General features: G+C 47.2%; 14 protein-coding genes. All 14 read right to left on the bottom strand.

What is annotated here, in order from left to right:
- Window positions 1-69 precede the first annotated feature (69 nt).
- Window positions 70-1,458, bottom strand: coding sequence for an NAD(P)/FAD-dependent oxidoreductase (locus AXX12_RS01075; RefSeq protein ID WP_066236897.1), 1,389 nt, complete (start codon window positions 1,456-1,458; stop codon window positions 70-72).
- 297 nt (window positions 1,459-1,755) lie between these two features.
- Window positions 1,756-2,703 carry an arginase gene (gene rocF / locus AXX12_RS01070; protein WP_066236895.1) on the bottom strand — a complete coding sequence of 316 codons (948 nt, stop codon included), beginning with the start codon at window positions 2,701-2,703 and terminating at the stop codon, window positions 1,756-1,758.
- A gap of 467 nt (window positions 2,704-3,170) precedes the next feature.
- Window positions 3,171-5,294, bottom strand: a complete 2,124-nt coding sequence (gene cooS / locus AXX12_RS01065; RefSeq protein WP_066236893.1) for an anaerobic carbon-monoxide dehydrogenase catalytic subunit — start codon at window positions 5,292-5,294, stop codon at window positions 3,171-3,173.
- A 158-nt stretch (window positions 5,295-5,452) separates the two neighbouring features.
- Window positions 5,453-5,686, bottom strand: coding sequence for a YkuS family protein (locus AXX12_RS01060; protein WP_066236892.1), 234 nt, complete (start codon window positions 5,684-5,686; stop codon window positions 5,453-5,455).
- 113 nt (window positions 5,687-5,799) lie between these two features.
- Window positions 5,800-6,672: a response regulator gene (locus AXX12_RS01055; RefSeq protein ID WP_066237276.1), complete on the bottom strand. Its 873-nt coding sequence runs from the start codon at window positions 6,670-6,672 to the stop codon at window positions 5,800-5,802.
- 23 nt (window positions 6,673-6,695) lie between these two features.
- Window positions 6,696-8,741: an ATP-binding protein gene (locus tag AXX12_RS01050; protein WP_066236889.1), complete on the bottom strand. Its 2,046-nt coding sequence runs from the start codon at window positions 8,739-8,741 to the stop codon at window positions 6,696-6,698.
- A 48-nt stretch (window positions 8,742-8,789) separates the two neighbouring features.
- Window positions 8,790-9,500 carry a LuxR family transcriptional regulator gene (locus tag AXX12_RS19945; protein ID WP_066236886.1) on the bottom strand — a complete coding sequence of 237 codons (711 nt, stop codon included), beginning with the start codon at window positions 9,498-9,500 and terminating at the stop codon, window positions 8,790-8,792.
- Between the two features lie 235 nt (window positions 9,501-9,735).
- Window positions 9,736-9,930, bottom strand: coding sequence for a hypothetical protein (locus tag AXX12_RS01040; RefSeq protein ID WP_066236884.1), 195 nt, complete (start codon window positions 9,928-9,930; stop codon window positions 9,736-9,738).
- Between the two features lie 370 nt (window positions 9,931-10,300).
- The gene (locus AXX12_RS01035; RefSeq protein ID WP_066236882.1) at window positions 10,301-12,274 is read right to left on the bottom strand and encodes a methyl-accepting chemotaxis protein; all 1,974 of its coding nucleotides are present in this window, start codon (window positions 12,272-12,274) and stop codon (window positions 10,301-10,303) included.
- Window positions 12,275-12,703: 429 nt separating this feature from the next.
- Window positions 12,704-13,099, bottom strand: coding sequence for a DUF3870 domain-containing protein (locus tag AXX12_RS01030; protein WP_066236881.1), 396 nt, complete (start codon window positions 13,097-13,099; stop codon window positions 12,704-12,706).
- 19 nt (window positions 13,100-13,118) lie between these two features.
- On the bottom strand, window positions 13,119-13,361 hold the full coding sequence (locus tag AXX12_RS01025; protein ID WP_231881749.1) for a DUF4125 family protein: 243 nt from the start codon (window positions 13,359-13,361) through the stop codon (window positions 13,119-13,121).
- 50 nt (window positions 13,362-13,411) lie between these two features.
- Window positions 13,412-13,849, bottom strand: coding sequence for a DUF4125 family protein (locus AXX12_RS01020; protein ID WP_066236878.1), 438 nt, complete (start codon window positions 13,847-13,849; stop codon window positions 13,412-13,414).
- A gap of 54 nt (window positions 13,850-13,903) precedes the next feature.
- A complete protein-coding gene (locus AXX12_RS01015) occupies window positions 13,904-15,223 on the bottom strand; it encodes an MFS transporter (protein ID WP_066236876.1) in 1,320 nt (439 codons plus the stop codon).
- Between the two features lie 91 nt (window positions 15,224-15,314).
- Window positions 15,315-17,786, bottom strand: coding sequence for a pyruvate formate lyase family protein (locus AXX12_RS01010; RefSeq protein ID WP_066236874.1), 2,472 nt, complete (start codon window positions 17,784-17,786; stop codon window positions 15,315-15,317).
- Between the last annotated feature and the right edge of the window lie 66 nt (window positions 17,787-17,852).

Genomic DNA, 17,852 nt, shown 5'->3' with positions numbered 1-17,852 from the left:
GATCCTGCTATCTCATCGGCGTAGAACTATTGTACAAATGGATTGGTAAACTTTCAAGATTTAATTATTCTAGTTCGATTGAGTAAAGCGCCGCCCAATTGCTCTGGCAGCATGAACGCCACTGGCGCTCGCCTGTGATAGTCCGCGGGTAACTCCGGCTCCATCGCCGATAGCAAACATATTTTCAATTTCTGTCTCAAGCTCACTCGTCAGTTCCAGGCGCGAACTATAGAATTTGACCTCAACGCCGTATAACAGAGTATCGTGGTTTGCCGTACCTGGTGCGAGTTTATCTAGAGCATAGATCATTTCAATGATATTATCTAGGTGGCGTTTCGGCAAAACCAGACTAAGATCACCAGGAGTCGCCTGCAGAGTTGGTTTAATAAAGCTCTGCTCTAGTCGATGAGTGTTTGTACGCCGCCCCTTGATCAGATCGCCAAAGCGCTGCACCAACACACCACCGCCAAGCATATTCGAAAATGATGCAATGCGCTTGCCGTATTGATGCGGCTCATTGAACGGCTCGGTAAACTTATTACTAACTAGTAGTGCAAAGTTTGTATTCTTGCTATGCATCGCTTCTTCACGATAACTGTGCCCATTGACGGTGACAATCCCATCTGTGTTCTCAGCCACCACATAGCCTTTCGGATTCATACAGAATGTCCGCACCAGATCGCCATATTGCTTTGTCCGATAAACCAACTTGGCCTCATATACTTCATCAGTAATATCAGCAAAGACATCGGCCGGGATCTCCACCCGCACACCGACATCGACTTGATTATTCGACATGGAAAGATTCAGTTTTTTGCATTGCTCGGCAAACCACTCAGCGCCAGCCCGGCCGGGAGCAGCAATCAAATAGCGGCAGTGAAGTTTGGCCGGATTGCCTGTATTCACCAAACAGAAGCCATCTTCTTCTCTGCGGATCTCAGATACGTGAGTATTGAATAGCATGGTAGCCTTCGTGCGCAGAATTTCATACACACTTTCCATAATGCGAAGATTATTTTCGGTACCAAGATGTCTAACCCGTGCATTCAAAAGATGTAAATCATGAGCCAGAGCCCGCTTGCTGAGACTGCTGTTATGGGTGCTGAAATACTCAGCTGGCGCTCCCAAACTTAGATTAACCGCGTCCACGTAATCAATCAGCTGCATGACCTTCTCATCAGGTAGAAATTCATTCAGCCAACCGCCAAATTCAGTGGTAAAGTTGTATTTTCCATCAGAGAAAGCACCTGCGCCGCCAAAGCCACGCATAATGTCACAGGGGGAGCAGCGAATGCAATGGTCTACCTTTTTCTCAGCAATGGGACATTTGCGTTTATATATATCGTGTCCTTCTTCGATCATAACGACACTGACGCCGGGATGATTGGCAGTTAATTCATAGGCTGCGAAAATAGCCGCAGGACCGCCGCCGATAATAGCGACATCGTATCTTGCCATGGTAAAACATCACTCTCGCTTTACATATTACATTGGAGCCCCAAATATTATATAGTAATAACGAAAAAAAAGCTAGAATAATCTTTTGGAAAACCGCAGGTAGTGACGCAGAGTAAACCTCACTTATGCTCTTTACAGGGGATTTTCGACTAATTTGATAAAAAGACTAGGATTCAGTTGGAGTTTTAACACCATCTGAATCCTAGTCACACTCATCCAGTTGCGTTCAGCAAGACTGCTCACGTCCTCCACGTATTCTCTGTTTCCGTGGAAACGTAACCTCGTCCTCTTTCCGCACTACTTCAATGCTTCAACACTATTTAACCCTGTTATGTCAACGATCATACTGCCGATGCCGTTCACCAACAATGCAGCAATCAGCTTAACCGCGGCGTTGACGGTGCGGTTGTCTTTATCGAGAATCGGATTTAGCTCTACGAACTCAGCAGATGTAATCAGCCCTGATTCGAACAATACGCCAAGCGCCTGCAGACTATCGGCAAAGCTGACCCCTTCACGCACCGGCGTACCCACACCAGGTGCTTCTGTGGGGTCAATGCCGTCAAGATCAAAGCTCAAATGAATCGCGTCACAACGCGAGGACAGATCGGCGAGAGCCTCCCGGACTACTGTATCCATGCCACGTAAGCGGACTTCTGCCGGACCATAGTTTTTTATTCCATATCGGCTAATCAGTTCAGACTCACCGGGATCAATGTCACGCACTCCGATATAAATCAGATTTTCCGGCTTGATCTTGCCTACCCAGCCGCCAACTTTTGCCAGACCAGGATAGCCGAGGCCAAGACTAGCGGCAAGCGGCATGCCGTGAATATTGCCGCTGGGGGAGGTTTCCGGGGTATTGATATCTGCATGAGCGTCAAACCAAATGACGCCAAGTTCCTGGAAGTGTCCAGCCACACCGGCGATTGAGCCAATAGCGATGCTATGATCGCCGCCGAGAATTAGCGGAAAGCGGTCGTCCGCCAAGGCACGAGAGACTGCGCCTGCCAGTTCTTCAGACGCACGGACAACCGATTGGCTGTTTTTTATATTGCACTCAGCCTGCCGGCACCGTCCAGCAGCACTGACAGGAATATTCCCTTCATCAATAACATCACAGCCGGCAGCCTCAAGCCTGGCGATGATACCGGCAGATCGGATGGCGTCAGGCGCCAGATTGGTTCCATAGCGAGTCTGCCCCAGCCAGACTGGTGCACCAATAATAGAAATGCGTTTGTCCATCGATATCACCTCTTGCAGTTTACAGTTGTAACGAATTTTAATTGTAGCATAACCGCAGACAAACACAAGAGGGCACGGCCATTCGTCCAGTGTCAGTGAACGTCGATAGATGTGTATTTATGCGTTAACTTTCAGGAGAGTAATGATGCGGGGTTGCGTTTAACCGCAGAGTGCGCAGAGTATACAGAGGGTTATGGAGGGTTACTGGAACGATTCTTTTTTAAAAAACAGCTAACCGCTTTGGAGACTTCCTGCCTGTTCTGATAGAAGTGAGAGGGCCGTTAACTGCGGAGTACACGAAGGGTTGTGTGATTATTATAAAAAAGAAGACTGCTTCGTTCCTCGCAGTGACACAAGGTTGTCATTGCGAACGTAGTGAAGCAATCTTCTACAGTTTAAGCAACCTTTTTTAGGGCTTCATTCCTGTTAAGTAGAGTAATTATACAGGAAAGCGGAAAAATATTTTTTTAAATACCAAGTTCTCTCCGTTTTTTCTCAATATGATCCAGATAAATCTGAACAGTCTTATCCGCACTCAGTTCAACCATTAGCTTGCCAAGTCCCAACGTCTCCGTGGTTTCAGTCAGAGTTTTCACCACCACATCGCTGCCAGTAACAGACGGCACAGGCGCGACATGAACCAGCCAGCCTAATGCAATCGCGGTACAGGCGTCAGCTACAGCTTTTTGCTCAAGATATTCCGGCGCGCCAATAACTAGTGGCAGCATGTTGGTATCTACGCCTAGCGCGTCGGCTAACTCTTTGGCAGTATGGGTCATCTTTCCGATATCGACACATGCGCCATAGGAGAGAACTGGCGGAATACCTAAGGCCTTGCAGACAGATTTCAGACCTGAACCGCATTCATCTGCCGCTTCCGGACGGGTAAGGCCAGTATACTCCATAACGGCTGAAGTGCAACCGCCAGACAAAACGAGAATGTCTTTCTCAATCAGGCCCTTGGTAATGCGGAAGATGTTGCTGCCGCCTTGACCGTAATGAGCAGTGGTGCAACCGACGATAGTAGCGATGCCGCGAATGCTGCCTTGGGTGATCGCATCCAAGAGCGGTTTCCACGAACCGCCGAGCGCCGCTTTAATCGGCTCAGTACTGAAGCCGACCGTACACTCTGTCGTATAGGGTGGAACATAGACTTCACGGTTTTCCGACTTACGCTGTTTAAAGGCCTCAATTGACATATCAAGAATCTTGGCCGCCTGCTCTGCCATTTTCTCCGGAATGAATTCCACGACTTCCGTCCCCGGCATGCGGATAACTTCATGCGTGCTGATCATGCGGGTGCCAAATCGTTTTGCGTACAGAGGCAAAGTGGGAATTGTGCAGTTGTAATCAAAGACAAACGAGTCGACGCAGCCGGTAGCGAATAGATATTCCTCAGACAGCCATTCTCCTTCCTGACCTCCGTAGGCGCTTTGTGACTGTGTGCCAGAGTAGTTCATCAACTGCTGGCCCTCGCAGACGTGTCCAAGAATCTGCAAGCCGTCTGCGCCTGCCTGTTTAGCCTTTTCCTGCCACTCTTGCTGAGAGGCAAGATCAATAACGACATGAGCGACCAAGGGCATATGACCGTTGGTAATGATGTTTACTTTCTTAGGATCTAATAGGCCCATGTTTTGACGGGTTTTATTGATTTTTTGCGTCCCCATCAAGATTTCCTGCAAGATGTCCAGCGCGAACAGTCCCTGGTATTCATTGATAATACCCAGGCGAACTGAGGTCAGCAGGAAATCAACAGGATCGGCATTGAGGTTTGTCATACACTTCGTCTGGGCATAAGCCACTTCACTGTTGCCGCCGCCGGGGAACAAACCAAGTTCTCTCCATAACTCCTTACGTTTGGCTGGTGCAAAGGCCTGTACCATGGCAGACTCTTCATAATAGGGTTTGCCCATATCTGCAAGCACCCAGTTGGCAAAATCTTCGGCAACCTTCTTGACATCATGCGTCGTATTCAAGCCGGCCATTTCAGCGTATTTAAGAAGCTTCTCGCTATCGCGAATTTTCAATCCACTCTCCGGCGCTCTTGCAGCCGCCTTGAGAGTCCGGGCCGCTTGCTGCGCGTGAAACATGTTGGCTGACGTGCCGATGGTGACATGGCGATAGACGAAATTTCTGGCCACCATCACATGAGCATCAACCCCGCAAGCGCCTCGGGGTACTTTCGGGCTGATGCGGCAAGGTCCATTGGCGCACAGTTGGCAGGATAAGCCTTGCACGCAAAAGTTGCAGCGGATTTTCTCCTGCTGTTCCCAGCGGTCAAAAACGTTTGTCAAGCCTTGTGCATGAACATGCTGGTACATTTCACGCATAGCCGGGTCGATGATCACATTCAGCGGGTAGCCTTCTTTGCTTTGGTCGTGAACTTGAATATGCTTGCGCTGCCAAGCGAACACATCTTCCGGCTTTGGCGATTTTTCGATGTCGTAATATTTCCGGCTGTTAGAATGGACGTCAAAATGGTCATCAGGATTATTGGTTCCGCTGGCATCCCCTTTACCAGGTACAGACTCTACATCGCCTTTGGAAACTTCATCAGTACTTTTAATCAGCGGTTGCTTCGGATCGGACATGAAAAAACCTCCTTGAGACTACAGATTACTTTCATTATTCTTTTATCCATTCAAGGGATTTATTCAGATGAAGCACTCATTTTCATCCGAATTGGGACAAAGAGGTGACGATATGAAAAATAAGCCCCCTTAAATGGGGGCTGGTGACAGTGCTGTCACTATTTGAGCGATTCGATGCGGGATACGACTTCTTCCGGGGTTAATCCGGCAGCATCAATAACTGGCGCTTTCGTTACCGTGTTCTGTATATTCATAAGGTTGTTGTCCATTCCCATGACAACTGCGGCGATTACATCGAGTCCGCTTTTTGGACTGACCACTGTATATCCCTTGTTCTCCAACGCTTTGGCGATACTGGTCAGGTTATTTTCTACGGCTACTTTTTTCTGCATGAAAACACCTCCTTCGGCGGTAGTATGTCCGGAAAGAGGTGTTTTCATAAACGAGAAACCAATCAACATTTGCCTTAAAACAGAGTCTCATCTCCGACATAACATCAACGGCCTCACCTAAATCTTCCGGTCATTTTTTCGCAAAATTGCTCATCCCGTAGGACTTGTTCGATCGCCGCCAGCACCTTGGCGCTAACACCGATTTGACTACTTAATTGCCGCAATTGTTCGATTGCCTGTTTATCATGATGACTCAATAAGCTTTCAAAACGATCAACCGTGACCAGTATCTCCAGTTCGATACTAGCCCACGGTTGAGGGTCGTGATGTCGGAGCGTTAAGTCAGCCACATAACTGCCCATTTTTAAGTGAGAAAGAATCTCCCGCCCAGTTTGCGGATGAGAGGGTGAAAAATCAATCACCTTGCCAATATCATGCAGACAAGCTGCCCACAGCAATCGTTCATGCTGTTTTTCAGAAAGCAGTAGCACGCGGGATACTTTTGCACAATAATCCTTGACTCGGCAGGTGTGCATATACAACTGCGGATCTTTAAACTTCATCATTACTAAAAAAGCATCCACCACCGCTTGCCCTTCCTCCATACTGTCAATCCGTTGTTTTTGTTGCAACAGAGCGGATAAGCGGAATTTCAATTCCTGGTAATTAAAGGGTTTTGACATAAAGTAGTCGGCGCCAACCTTAAGACCCCGAATTCGATCATCAACTTCATTTAACACGGTCAGCATGATGACAGGAATATCGCGTGTTTGAGAATTTGTCTTAATTTCATGACAAACTTCAAAGCCGTTCATCCCGGGCAACATGACGTCAAGTAGAATAATGTCAGGGCAATCCCGGCCAGCGACTACAATGGCTTCAGTCCCCTGACCGACTGTGTTTACCTCATACCCCCAATTTGTTAATAAATCACTCATCAATTCACAGTTATGTGGATTATCATCAACAACCAATACTTTTTCCATATTTGCTCCTTCGCCGCCAACGGTCAAGACGTGGACTCTCTATTTAGATATGACTCCGTGTCAATAGGAATAGTAAACATGACTTCTGTTCCCAGTCCCAATTTACTGGTTAGATATATTTCGCCACCGTGCATTTCCACTAATTTCTTGGTCAGGGACAGACCTAGTCCGGTTCCTTCGTGCTGCCGAGCGTAAGAGCTGTCAACTTGCTCAAACTCCCGAAACACCCGATCTCTATCTTCTTCACGTATGCCAATACCATTGTCACGTACTGAAAATCTTACAACCGGATCGCGCCGAATCACCTCGAGATCAACCCGCCCGCCTTCTGGCGTAAACTTGATGGCGTTTGATAGGAGATTGTAGAGAATTTGCCGCAGCTTCTTTGCATCTGCTGACACGACAAAACATGGTGGATCAATGACAATGACCACATCAATATTCTTACGGTAGGCTAAACTCTTGACCACATTAAAGCAATTGTCAACAACATCTGTGATAACGAATTGGCTAAGCGAGAGCTGCATTTTTCCGGCTTCGATTTTACAAATATCCAGTATATCGTTAATCAGCTGCAACAAATGGGTACCACTGGCCCAAATTGTCTGTACATAGCGTTCTTGTTTCTCCGACAAAGGACCAAACAGTTTTTCTTTTATGATGTCTGCACTGCAGATGATCGAGTTCAGTGGAGTTCTTAGCTCATGGCTCATATTGGCCAGAAACTGCGACTTCACTTCATCCGCCTTTTTCAACGCCCCAAACGCTTGTTGCAAATCCTGGGTTCGGGCAGTAACTTTTTCTTCTAATTCCTGATTCATGAGTTGCAGTTCTTTCGCCATTTGCTGTTGGCGGCGATGCTCTTCTTTCAATTGTATTACATAATTCTTGCGTTTTTCTTCCCCTTGGGCGAGTTCGTTGGCCATTTGTTGGAAAGTCACCAATAGGACGGTTGTTTCGTTTCCCGTATCACGCAACCACTCGGGCCGCAAATTCAATTCCCGCTCACCGCGTCGGATCTTTTCCGCCATAGATATAGCCAGAAGAATCGGTTTGGTAATGTATGCAGCCACATACTTTGCAACAATCAGCATTACACAAAGACTAATCACTGTGACAATAAAAATTAGATTATGATTGGTAGACAGAATACGTGAAAAACGCTCCTCGGGTATTCCGACACCGAGGACGCCGATAATTTTGCCTTCCAAATCCATAATTGGCTCATCCACAAAGACATGTACTTCACCATCAATATTTACCCTGCCAAAATAGAAGAAGCGCTCTCCCTCTAGGCTACTCATCTTGATTGGTGTGCGACTGCCTATGTAGTCAGTATTTTTTGGAGTGCTAATATTCGAAGTGACGCGTGTATCATCAACCGATATCGCGAGAAAGGAATCCTTTACCTGACGACTATAGGTTTCCGGAAAGAACTGATCATTATTTGAGATATCACCCATAACGATAAAGCCGAGTGGCGATCCCTGGTCATAAACTGGTGAAACTACTACCCCTGCTTGACATTTTGTTAGATATGATTCGGTCCCCAGAGATTCACTACCTGTAAGCTTGACTCGAAATCGTTGATATGGTTCTGAATCGGGAGCAAAGAGCAACGTAAGATTGAAAACCTCCTCAGAAAAAATGCCTTGCTTCGTTTTCTGTGCGATTCGAACCAGGCCATTAATGTCGAATTTACCATTTGCATTGACTTTCTTCGGATACGAGGCAATCATCTTGCTTTCGTCATCCAAAATTACTACAAAATCCAAATATTGGTAGATTCCGCGTAAAGAGTCAACAAGACCAGTCAGACGGCCACTGTCTTTACTCTTAAGCGCTTCACGAAATTCAGGAGTGACGGAGAGATACTGACCACCTTGCTGCATCTCTGTCTTGCGCCCCAGCATACTACTGCGGGCAATTAACAGCGCATTTTGCAAATACTTCTGCTCACTGCGGGTAATTTGATCACTCATTGCCAATGTAGAAATATGGAACAATAAAGCCATCGGCAAAATGATGAGAACTGCAACAAAAATGCTTACTTGCTTAAAAAATGACATTGTAGCCTCTCCGTTCGCAGAAAATTGCCACAATCCTGAACAGACTGGTCAAATTATATTATGTTGGCGACAAAAGAATACGAGTTGCATCCGGTCTTTTAACCCCATCTTGCTCAAGATGTTGCTCACATGGGTCTTAACTGTCTTCTCACTGATGAAAAGTTGTTCAGCAATCTCTTTGTTTGCTAGACCTGCATTCATGAGCTGAGCGATTTGAATTTCACGGTGACTGAGTTTTTGTCGTAGTAAGGGAATATCTTGTGTCGTCTGCCCTGTCGGCACTAGGACTGCCACTTCCGGATTGGCTAAATTAATGGTTTCTGCCAGCAGGGTCAGCACATTGTAAACCTGTTTCTTGGTCAATACCGGAATATTCCCGTTTACTCTACGGTTAAATTCCGATCCATCCTCGTCAGAATGAAATCCGCCGCCATAAAACAGGCAAACAACGTCATTTTGATACACGATGGGGTGGAAGAAGAAATTCACACCAAGATAGCATTTCGAAAGAGTGGTTTTTCCTGTCTCAATCGTTTGCTGTAGCGCATGATTTCGTTCTTGTAGGCAACGCACTCGATTGTTTTGCATCATGGAATGACAAAACAAGGAAGAGTTCGACCATACTGTTAGCGGTTCTCCCTCTAGCGTTACTAAACAAAGACTTATGCCGAACGCACGGGCAAACGCATCTTGAAACGCCTGTAGTTTTCCTTTTCCCCAACGTTTGATCCACTCCCGAGCAAGTAGTTCTTTTGCCAACTCCTGTACCCCCTTCCTGACTATGCAGACGTATTGTTAGCAGCAATTTAGCAAACTGGCTTTTTCTTGCTAGTATTCGTCAGTCTATCAATTTGTCCTGCTGCAAGTCCCTTCTTTAGCTGGTGTTAGCGATTTTTCTGCGAGCCACTTTTACTGCCCCAACTCCACATCCATTGTTAAGTAAATCTTTTCGAAGATGCGTTTTATAATGAATTTGGTTTCGGGCTCAGGTTGTTCAAATCGCAACAGCTTTACTGCTGTCATTTCCCAAGTCCATGCGAACTTGTCTGGAATTGTAATTTTTCAATGTGATTACCGTAAGAGTATTCATCAACAGTTTCTCCAGGGGAATTAGATTCTGACTGATTAATCTCATTTCCTTTACATTTCGGCGCTTTTCTCTTCTTTCCTTTATTGTCCGATTTTTCACACTACACTTCCATTACATGCTACGATCATATTGCCATTAATAGTTAATTACCGCTGATTTTTTTACATATCCTGAATTGATTAGCATTATAATTAAATTCGCTTCACATTCAAGTTAGGAACTGGTTATAGCTTCCCAAAATTATGGTCTAGATTTAGTACTGATCAATCTTGGCCATAAACCAATTAATCTTAAAGTAAAAAAAGCTGTTTACCCGTACTCAGGAAAACAGCTTTTTCTTATTATAAAGAAAATCCAGATCTTGATAATGGAGGCGATTCGTGCCCCTGCAAATCCTCCACTTTCCCAAGGCCGTCACGTTATCACACAAGAGTCCACATTCTCTCGCTCTTTCTCGTGCCTTATCCAGCTACACTCGGAACCCAGCCACCGACGTCTGCAAATCCTCGGCCAGTTTGGCCAACGCCTGACTGGATGAGGCGATTTCCTCCATTGATGCAAGTTGTTCTTCTGCAGCCGCCGAAACGCTTTGGGCTTCACCAGTTGACCTCTTGCCAAGCTCATCAATTTTCTTAACCGAACCAACTATTTGCTGGCTACCGGCAGCCATTTGCTGCATGGCGACGGAAATCTCCTTCACTTGACTCGATACCTCAGTCACTAGCCCGGCGATTTCCCGGAAGGCGACTCCTGCGGTGTAAACTACATCAGTCCCGCTCTTGACTTCCCGTGTGCCGTCATTCATCGCTACGACCGCTTTGTCGGTATCCCCCTGGATTTCCCCGATAAGTTCGGCGATCTTCTTAGCCGCTTCCTGGGACTGTTCAGCTAATTTCCGCACTTCTTCTGCTACGACCGCGAACCCCCGCCCCTGTTCTCCCGCTCGTGCCGCCTCAATGGCTGCATTGAGAGCCAGCAGATTGGTCTGCCCGGCTATGCCGGATATGGTAACGACGATCTGGCCTATTTCCTTCGACCTCTCACCAAGCTTGGTTACAACTTGGGCTGAAGAGTTCACCGTTCCTTCGATTTGACCCATCTGGACAACCGCTCTTTCTACCGCTTTGTCCCCATCTTTTGCCTTGTCGGCCGCCTTGGCCGACTGAGTGGCTACCTGGTTGGCATTAGCGGCGATTTGCCGGATATTGGCTGCCATTTGTTCCACCACTGCCGTGGTTTCACTGGCAGCCTCCATCTGCGCACTCGCTCCCGCAGCTACATCGGCGATTGAAGCGGTGACCTGGTTGGCTGCTTGGGCCGATTGTTCCGAACTAGCAGTCAGTTCTTGCGATGACGCAGCCACTTGCCCGGTAGCGTCAAGAACTTGCTGAATGAGGCTGCGCAAATTTCCGGCCATCTGCTCGAAGCTCTGACCCAGCCGCCCAATTTCATCATTGGAGGTGATTCCCAATTTGGTAATCGAAATATCGCCGGTTGCAATGCGGTTAGCCGCCACCTCCAACGTCTGAATCGGTCTGGCGATGCGACGGGCGTATAAAGCAATGAATATCGCCGTGATTACCAGCACAACAAAAATGGTAACTAGTGAAATCGTTGTCAAAGCCGATACCGCGCTTGTTACCTCGCTCTTCGGCACGTTTATCGCCAAAGACCATTTGACCCCCGGTATCGGCGCGAATGACACGTATTTACTATCCCCAGCGAAATCATAGCTGGCTATTCCCTTCTCACCTTTCACTAAACGCTCATTAACTGACCGAATCCCTGGGGGAAGTTGTGTGTCCGTCAAGCCGTTTACTTTCATCGCTATCTCTTTATTAGGATGAATAATAACCAGTCCATCCTCTTGGAGGACATAAGCATAGCCAGTCTGACCCGCCTTGATACTAAGCACCTTTTGGCTGAATTCCTCCATGCTCATCGGCCCGAATAAAATACCAACAATATTGCCAGCCGATTTGATTGGAACAGCCACAACAGAAACCAAGTGTCCGGTTCCTTTTGAGACCATAGGGTTAGATACAAATGTCGCGCCTTGCATGACATGTTTGAAGTAGGCTCGGTCGGCCACACTGACTTTCACGCCGTCCGCAGCCCAGGACATGCCTGAAGCATCAGCATAAACGAGCCCATCGTATAGCCTGTTGGTATCCTTTGCCGCAGCCAGAACTGACATAATCGCTTCCGGATTACCGCCCCGGATCACCGGGTTACTCGCAAGCATTGTCAGTTCCATCTGACGAGCCTCAAACCAACCGCCTAAATTCACCGCTGAGTCTATGGACAGCTTCTGGATGTCATTGGTGATGTTTTCACTAATGATATCCCGCGCCTTCCAGTAGTTTAGCCCGCCCAAAGCACTCATCGACAGCAGGAAGATAATCAGAATAGTAACAGTTAGTTTTGCGCGAATACTTTTCATACTAACCCTCCAATAATTACTATACTTTAACACCGACCACTAAATTCTCAATAAAATGTTTCATATAAATAGCTGGAAACAAATAATCAGCCTTAACTTGCATTTCATTACAGTTAAGGCTTTTAAAATATCGGACTTCTCTCATTCTCTATATAAAGTAAGACTTGATCCAGATAGAGTTTTAACTTTATCTGAATCTTAGTCGCACTTATCCGCACGACTTAGCCGCTTTTGGACTGAGGCCTCGAAATCTACAATTTCGTTAAGCCGAAGGCTCCCTTTAGGGGCGAACGCTTCAGAAACGGGCGTCTTAGAGCGGGTTGGTCATCGGATAAACTGCTGCTAACCCCGATGCGCCACCTGCGACTACAATTACACCAGCTCTCATTTATTTCATTACCATTCGCAAATCCACCTTTCCTTATTAGTTTAAATGCAAAGGGCTTGCGTTCTATGACCCGAAATACGTAAGGAGGACAAATTACCTGTCCCCTCGTTCCTTTTCACATTCTGTTTATATGCTATATACTTCAAACTAATGGTACGGAGTGCAGTGATAATCGTTTTTTTCGCACTCCCCTGATATTTATTATTAATGCATTCGACTAATTCTTTATAATCGGTATGTATATTTCGTCCTATCACCATGGACTCTACGAATCGTTCCGCGAGGCGAGTCGAGAGGGTACAATTCGCTTCCACGATTTCTCCTGTTCGTATATCGAGCAAGACAACTAAGGCCATCACCTTAAACACGTCACCTGCAACAGTACCACTAGGCAGCTGACCATAACCCGAAAATAATACAATATCTTCATTTACCATAAGCGCCCTCCTGATCAGTCTACTCTTCCAGCTCTACCAGCGATCCTTGCCCTGTTCGCCGATACATATTGTTATAGCGCTCCTCCGCAAGATTCTTGCCATTAATTTGCGCTGAGCAAATGTCCCGGTAGTACAGCTCAAGGGAACGATCCGACCACGTCTCCAGTTCACACAAAGCGTATCGTTCGAACAGCTCGGCATCCGCCGGCGCCCTTTTAATTATATTAGGATATTTGCGATGCAGTTCTTCCATCCACCGCACCTCAACTTCAACTATGCTGGCGATCAGCGGATTACAATTGAAATGAGGAATCAAATTAAAAGAGCTGAATGCTTTGCTTTGTTTTCCACATCAGCCAGAGATAAATAGCCCAGGCTCTTATACAGATACTCATAACGCTCTTCAACCAGATTGCGTCCGTTTTGAGCCACATCGCAAACATCCATGTGATACAGAGCCAAGGTACGATCAGAATAGGTCTCTAGCTCAGCCAGCGCATAGCGAATAAACCCCTCATCACACTTCACGCTTAACGGATACCGTTGATGCAGTTGCGCCAGCCAGTCGTACTCGCTAGTCACGATACTATGAATTAACTGGTTATCATTGAGTTGCGGAATCAGGTTGTCCATGCGTACATATTTCTCAGTGATCAAGTTGCGGCCTGCCGCTGCTGCCGTCCGCAGATCAATTAAATAAGATTCCAATGTCGCCAATGACAGTACAGAAAAAATAAGTGAGGATGGCATTACCCCCAATCATAATGGCCATCCTCCAATTGCTACTAATCCAAAAACAAATTGTTAGCTTTTCTTCTCCACCGGTGCGGCGTTAGGGTTTCCCTGGACAGTGACTTTAGCAGTCGCCGACAGCGGCAGGAGGAATGCGACAATTGCCGATACCGCAAAGGCTGCCATGGCAAATTGAATCGATGCCGTGAAGTTACCGGAAGTATCGGCCAAATACCCGCCCATATAACTTCCCAAAGCCGGGCCGATTCCCATAACAATCAGAGTGGCTGTACCCCAGATCTTGCCGAGGCTGACCCGACCATAGACTGCGCCGGAGTAGCCGACCACTCCGCCTGGTTCAATCGCCCAGTAAGTAGCAAAAAGGATGCAGACCACAATTCCAAGCAGTCCGGAACTCGCATCCATTTTCAACAGTAATAAGCATGCTGCTACTCCGACCAACGGGGCAAAGACTAGCATTGCTTTCCGCCCCTTGACCTCATTGCCGAGATATCCAACCACTTTGTCTGCCACGATACCCATCAGCGGCATGGTGAATATACCAGCAATGCCGATAGCCACATATAGATTAGTGGCCGAATCCAACGACATACCTAAGTCTTTCGTCCAATAACGTACGACCTGTGTCCAAATCAAAAACTCTGCGACCATACTTGTCAGAAAAGCTAAAACTGCGCCCCATATGGCAGCGGTGCCAAACGCTTCGCCAACACTCCAGATGTGCTCTTGTTTTGCAGCAGTGCCAGGAGCCGCTGGAACTGCGCCAAACGGCGTTATACCATATTGCTCCGGATTTTTCTTAGCAAGCGCCGCGGCTATCAGCAACAAAACCAGGGTTATCCACGCCAGATAGTTCATCGCGTCCCGCCATTGGGCCGCATTTTGCACCAATAGAGGCTTAACGCCTAAACTGAGCAGAACTTGCGCCATCGGAGCGCCGGCGAATGCTATGCCCCACATCTTTGCATAATATTTTCCAACAAACCATTTCCGTACAGATATGGTAGAAGATACCCAGAGCATCCCAGTACCAATACCGGCAAAGATTGCGTAGCAGGCGTAATAAGCAAATAGGCTGTCGACCCGGCTGGTAAGATAAAACCCGAGCATGCCGAATACGGCGGCAATTGTATATACCGGCTTAGTCCCCCATTTATCGATAATCATGCCGCTAAAGAATGCAGTGATCGCGTAAATTGACATCATCAACGAGTACCCTAGTGAAACTTCGGCGCCAGTCCATTTCATGGTTGAAGCCATAGGTCCGGATAACACTGCAAAAGTAGCACGATAGCCAAACAGACAGAATACCGCGAGCCACGCTGCGGCTATGACACTATAGGACATACCTTTTGCGTTTTGATTGTCCATGCTGTTCATATCCTCCTTATATTATTGGAAAGGGGTGCCAGACAAACCTCGCACCCCTTTTCCTATGGGCTATTTGCCCATTACCTACCTCTTAAAGCTCGTTTTCCGAACGGGCAATCAGCTCGTCTTGGATGTTAGCGGGTAAATCAGTCCAGTAGGCGCTGTAGCCTGCAACACGCACCATAAGATCTGTGTATTTCTCAGGCTCTTTCTTGGCGGCGAGCATTTCTTCACGGTTCAGAACGTTGAACTGGATATGCTTGCCTTTGTAATCGCTAAAGTAGGTCTTGATTAGCGCAGCCAAGCTTGCAGTGCCTTCTTCGCCTTTTAAAGTCGCCGGAGTAAATCTCATGTTGAACAGAACACCATAGAGATCGTGCTGGTCTATACTGCCTGCCGACTTGAGGACAGCTGACGGACCATTAATGTCAGTTCCTTGTGCGGGGGAGACAGCACCATCAGCAAAGGAGGTTTTAGCTTTACGGCCACAGGGCAGTGCACCAGTCTTGGCGCCTGTACCGCCATGGAAACCGATAGAGTGCGGGGAGACCTCATATTTACCGCCATCAGTAGCGGGTTGTTTGTGCCAAATCTCTTTAATCCAATCATATACATCTGATAACAACTGATCTACTTCCGGTATGTCATTACCGTACTTCGGCATTGCCATACACTTGGCGCGCAGCTCTTCGTAACCTACCCAGTCCGCACGCATAGCATCCAACATTTCCTGCGGGGTGCAGATCGGATTCTCACCAAAGATGCCGTGTTTGATTACATACAATTCATTGGCCACGTCCTGCACAGCCACCGGCACGATATACATGCAGCTATCTGCATGCTGAGCACCACCTAAACTACAAACCTGACCGCGCTTGATGCAGTCATCAGTATAGGCAGACATCGCCATGTCTGGGAAGGAGTCACCATGCTGGAGTTTGCAGGCGCGTCCGCTTGCGGTGCTGATATCAGCCCAGTGCTTAATCATCGCCTTATAGGCTGCTACAAACTCTTCATAGCTGGTCATCTTGGTGAAATCACCGGTTTGGGGTCCTAATTGCGAATTCGAAATATAGTCCCAACCGTTGTACATGGTAATCTCAAGTATTCTGCCGTAGCTCGTGACCAACGGCCAGATCGAACTGGTCTTACCGGGAACCGTGTGCAGTGTGCAACCGCCGAAGGCGTAATTACGTGCTTCCTCAATGGTGTAGCCACGGGCAAGCAGATACTGGATGCTGGATTCGTCATTAAAGAAGGCGGGGAAGCCCATGCCCATCTTCACAACTTCCAACGCACGCGCCATGAACTTTGGATCGATTCGGGTATGCCAACGCACAGAGATAGTCGGGTGTGTGGTCCTTACACGTGCAGCTGCATCAACAAAAGCGAATGACAGCTCATTGGTGGCGTCTCTTCCGGTCTTGGGATCCACGCCGCCGATGACACAGTTATGGAAATGGGATTCACTGCTCAAGTTCGGAGTCATAACATCCGGCCAGAACTGACGTTTGCCCATAATCTTAACACGGAAGCACTCAAATAATTGAACAACATACTCGTAGTCGATTCTGCCTGCAGCGATGTCAGCCTTATACCCCGGATACAGTATTTGGTCTACGCGACCATAGCCCATGCCAAAGGTACGAGTGTCATAGAAACACATTAATATCCCAAAGACAAGCGATTGTAGTGATTCTTGGAATGTTTCAGCCGGATATTCCGGAACGCGGTTGCAGACACGAGCCATCTCTTCCAACTCAGCCTTACGAACTGGGCATGTCTCTTTAGCAGCCATTTTGGTAGCGAGATCGCGATAGCGATGAGCGTAGTCGATAATGCCCAAAAACATTTCCTTAAGGCCAAGCCAGAACTCATGGCGTCGATAGTCTTCATAGTTAAGCATCAGATGGTTTTCAAGCTGTGCGTCGATATCCGCTATTAAACCGCGGACACCTTTTTTTACGAGACGATCGAGATCGGGACAGTTCCAGGCCTTTTCAGCAAACATCTCAGAAACGGTGTTCACGATCCAAGAACCGGCCTCACCGATTTTATGCTCAAATGCGGCATGCTCCGGCCCTATGTGCTTGAGCCACATTTCCTTACCGCCTGTTTCTCTGAAATATTCACCGATAGCTCTTCCTTGCTCCATTTGTTCTTCGGATTCCCATTTGAAGAACCCTTTGCGGCCTTCCAAGCCGTATTTGTCAATGTAATCCACTATCCATAGGGCGGCCAGATCGGGGAAAAACTCGGGTCCCATCGGTTTTGCGCTGAAATCGCCGCAAAGTAATTGATGGTCATCGATGCGAATTGGCATCTCTTGGAGAATTTTGCGAATAGCATGACCGCGTCTGCGGAATATATGATAACCTTCGGTCTCTTTATAGCCTTCGACCAGAATACTAGCACGAGCCATAGACATGCCTTGCGTATAACGCAAGGGGTTCATGACGTCCCACATGACGTTTCCACGTGATTTGTCCTCATACTTATTGTACTGAACTTTTTGAGCGTTTCCCATATTTCTCTTCACCTCATCATTTTTTTTGATTGTCATAATCCCAGTGCCGCCTATCCTTCAGCATCACTCCCTTCGCTAATCTTTCAAATCCTTCCGGTACTA

This window comes from Anaerosporomusa subterranea, assembly GCF_001611555.1.
GTDB lineage: Bacteria > Bacillota > Negativicutes > Sporomusales > Acetonemataceae > Anaerosporomusa > Anaerosporomusa subterranea.
This window is presented reverse-complemented; position numbering and strand designations above follow the sequence as displayed.

What these genes read in the sequence shown, in the direction of transcription:
- AXX12_RS01015 (WP_066236876.1), bottom strand. Translation starts at nt 15,223, where the DNA reads ATGGACAATCAAAACGCAAAAGGTATGTCCTATAGTGTCATAGCCGCA.
- AXX12_RS01050 (WP_066236889.1), bottom strand. Translation starts at nt 8,741, where the DNA reads ATGTCATTTTTTAAGCAAGTAAGCATTTTTGTTGCAGTTCTCATCATT.
- cooS (WP_066236893.1), bottom strand. Translation starts at nt 5,294, where the DNA reads ATGTCCGATCCGAAGCAACCGCTGATTAAAAGTACTGATGAAGTTTCC.
- AXX12_RS01075 (WP_066236897.1), bottom strand. Translation starts at nt 1,458, where the DNA reads ATGGCAAGATACGATGTCGCTATTATCGGCGGCGGTCCTGCGGCTATT.
- rocF (WP_066236895.1), bottom strand. Translation starts at nt 2,703, where the DNA reads ATGGACAAACGCATTTCTATTATTGGTGCACCAGTCTGGCTGGGGCAG.
- AXX12_RS01060 (WP_066236892.1), bottom strand. Translation starts at nt 5,686, where the DNA reads ATGCAGAAAAAAGTAGCCGTAGAAAATAACCTGACCAGTATCGCCAAA.
- AXX12_RS01055 (WP_066237276.1), bottom strand. Translation starts at nt 6,672, where the DNA reads ATGGAAAAAGTATTGGTTGTTGATGATAATCCACATAACTGTGAATTG.
- AXX12_RS01030 (WP_066236881.1), bottom strand. Translation starts at nt 13,099, where the DNA reads ATGGTAAATGAAGATATTGTATTATTTTCGGGTTATGGTCAGCTGCCT.
- AXX12_RS01010 (WP_066236874.1), bottom strand. Translation starts at nt 17,786, where the DNA reads ATGACAATCAAAAAAAATGATGAGGTGAAGAGAAATATGGGAAACGCT.
- AXX12_RS01035 (WP_066236882.1), bottom strand. Translation starts at nt 12,274, where the DNA reads ATGAAAAGTATTCGCGCAAAACTAACTGTTACTATTCTGATTATCTTC.
- AXX12_RS01020 (WP_066236878.1), bottom strand. Translation starts at nt 13,849, where the DNA reads ATGCCATCCTCACTTATTTTTTCTGTACTGTCATTGGCGACATTGGAA.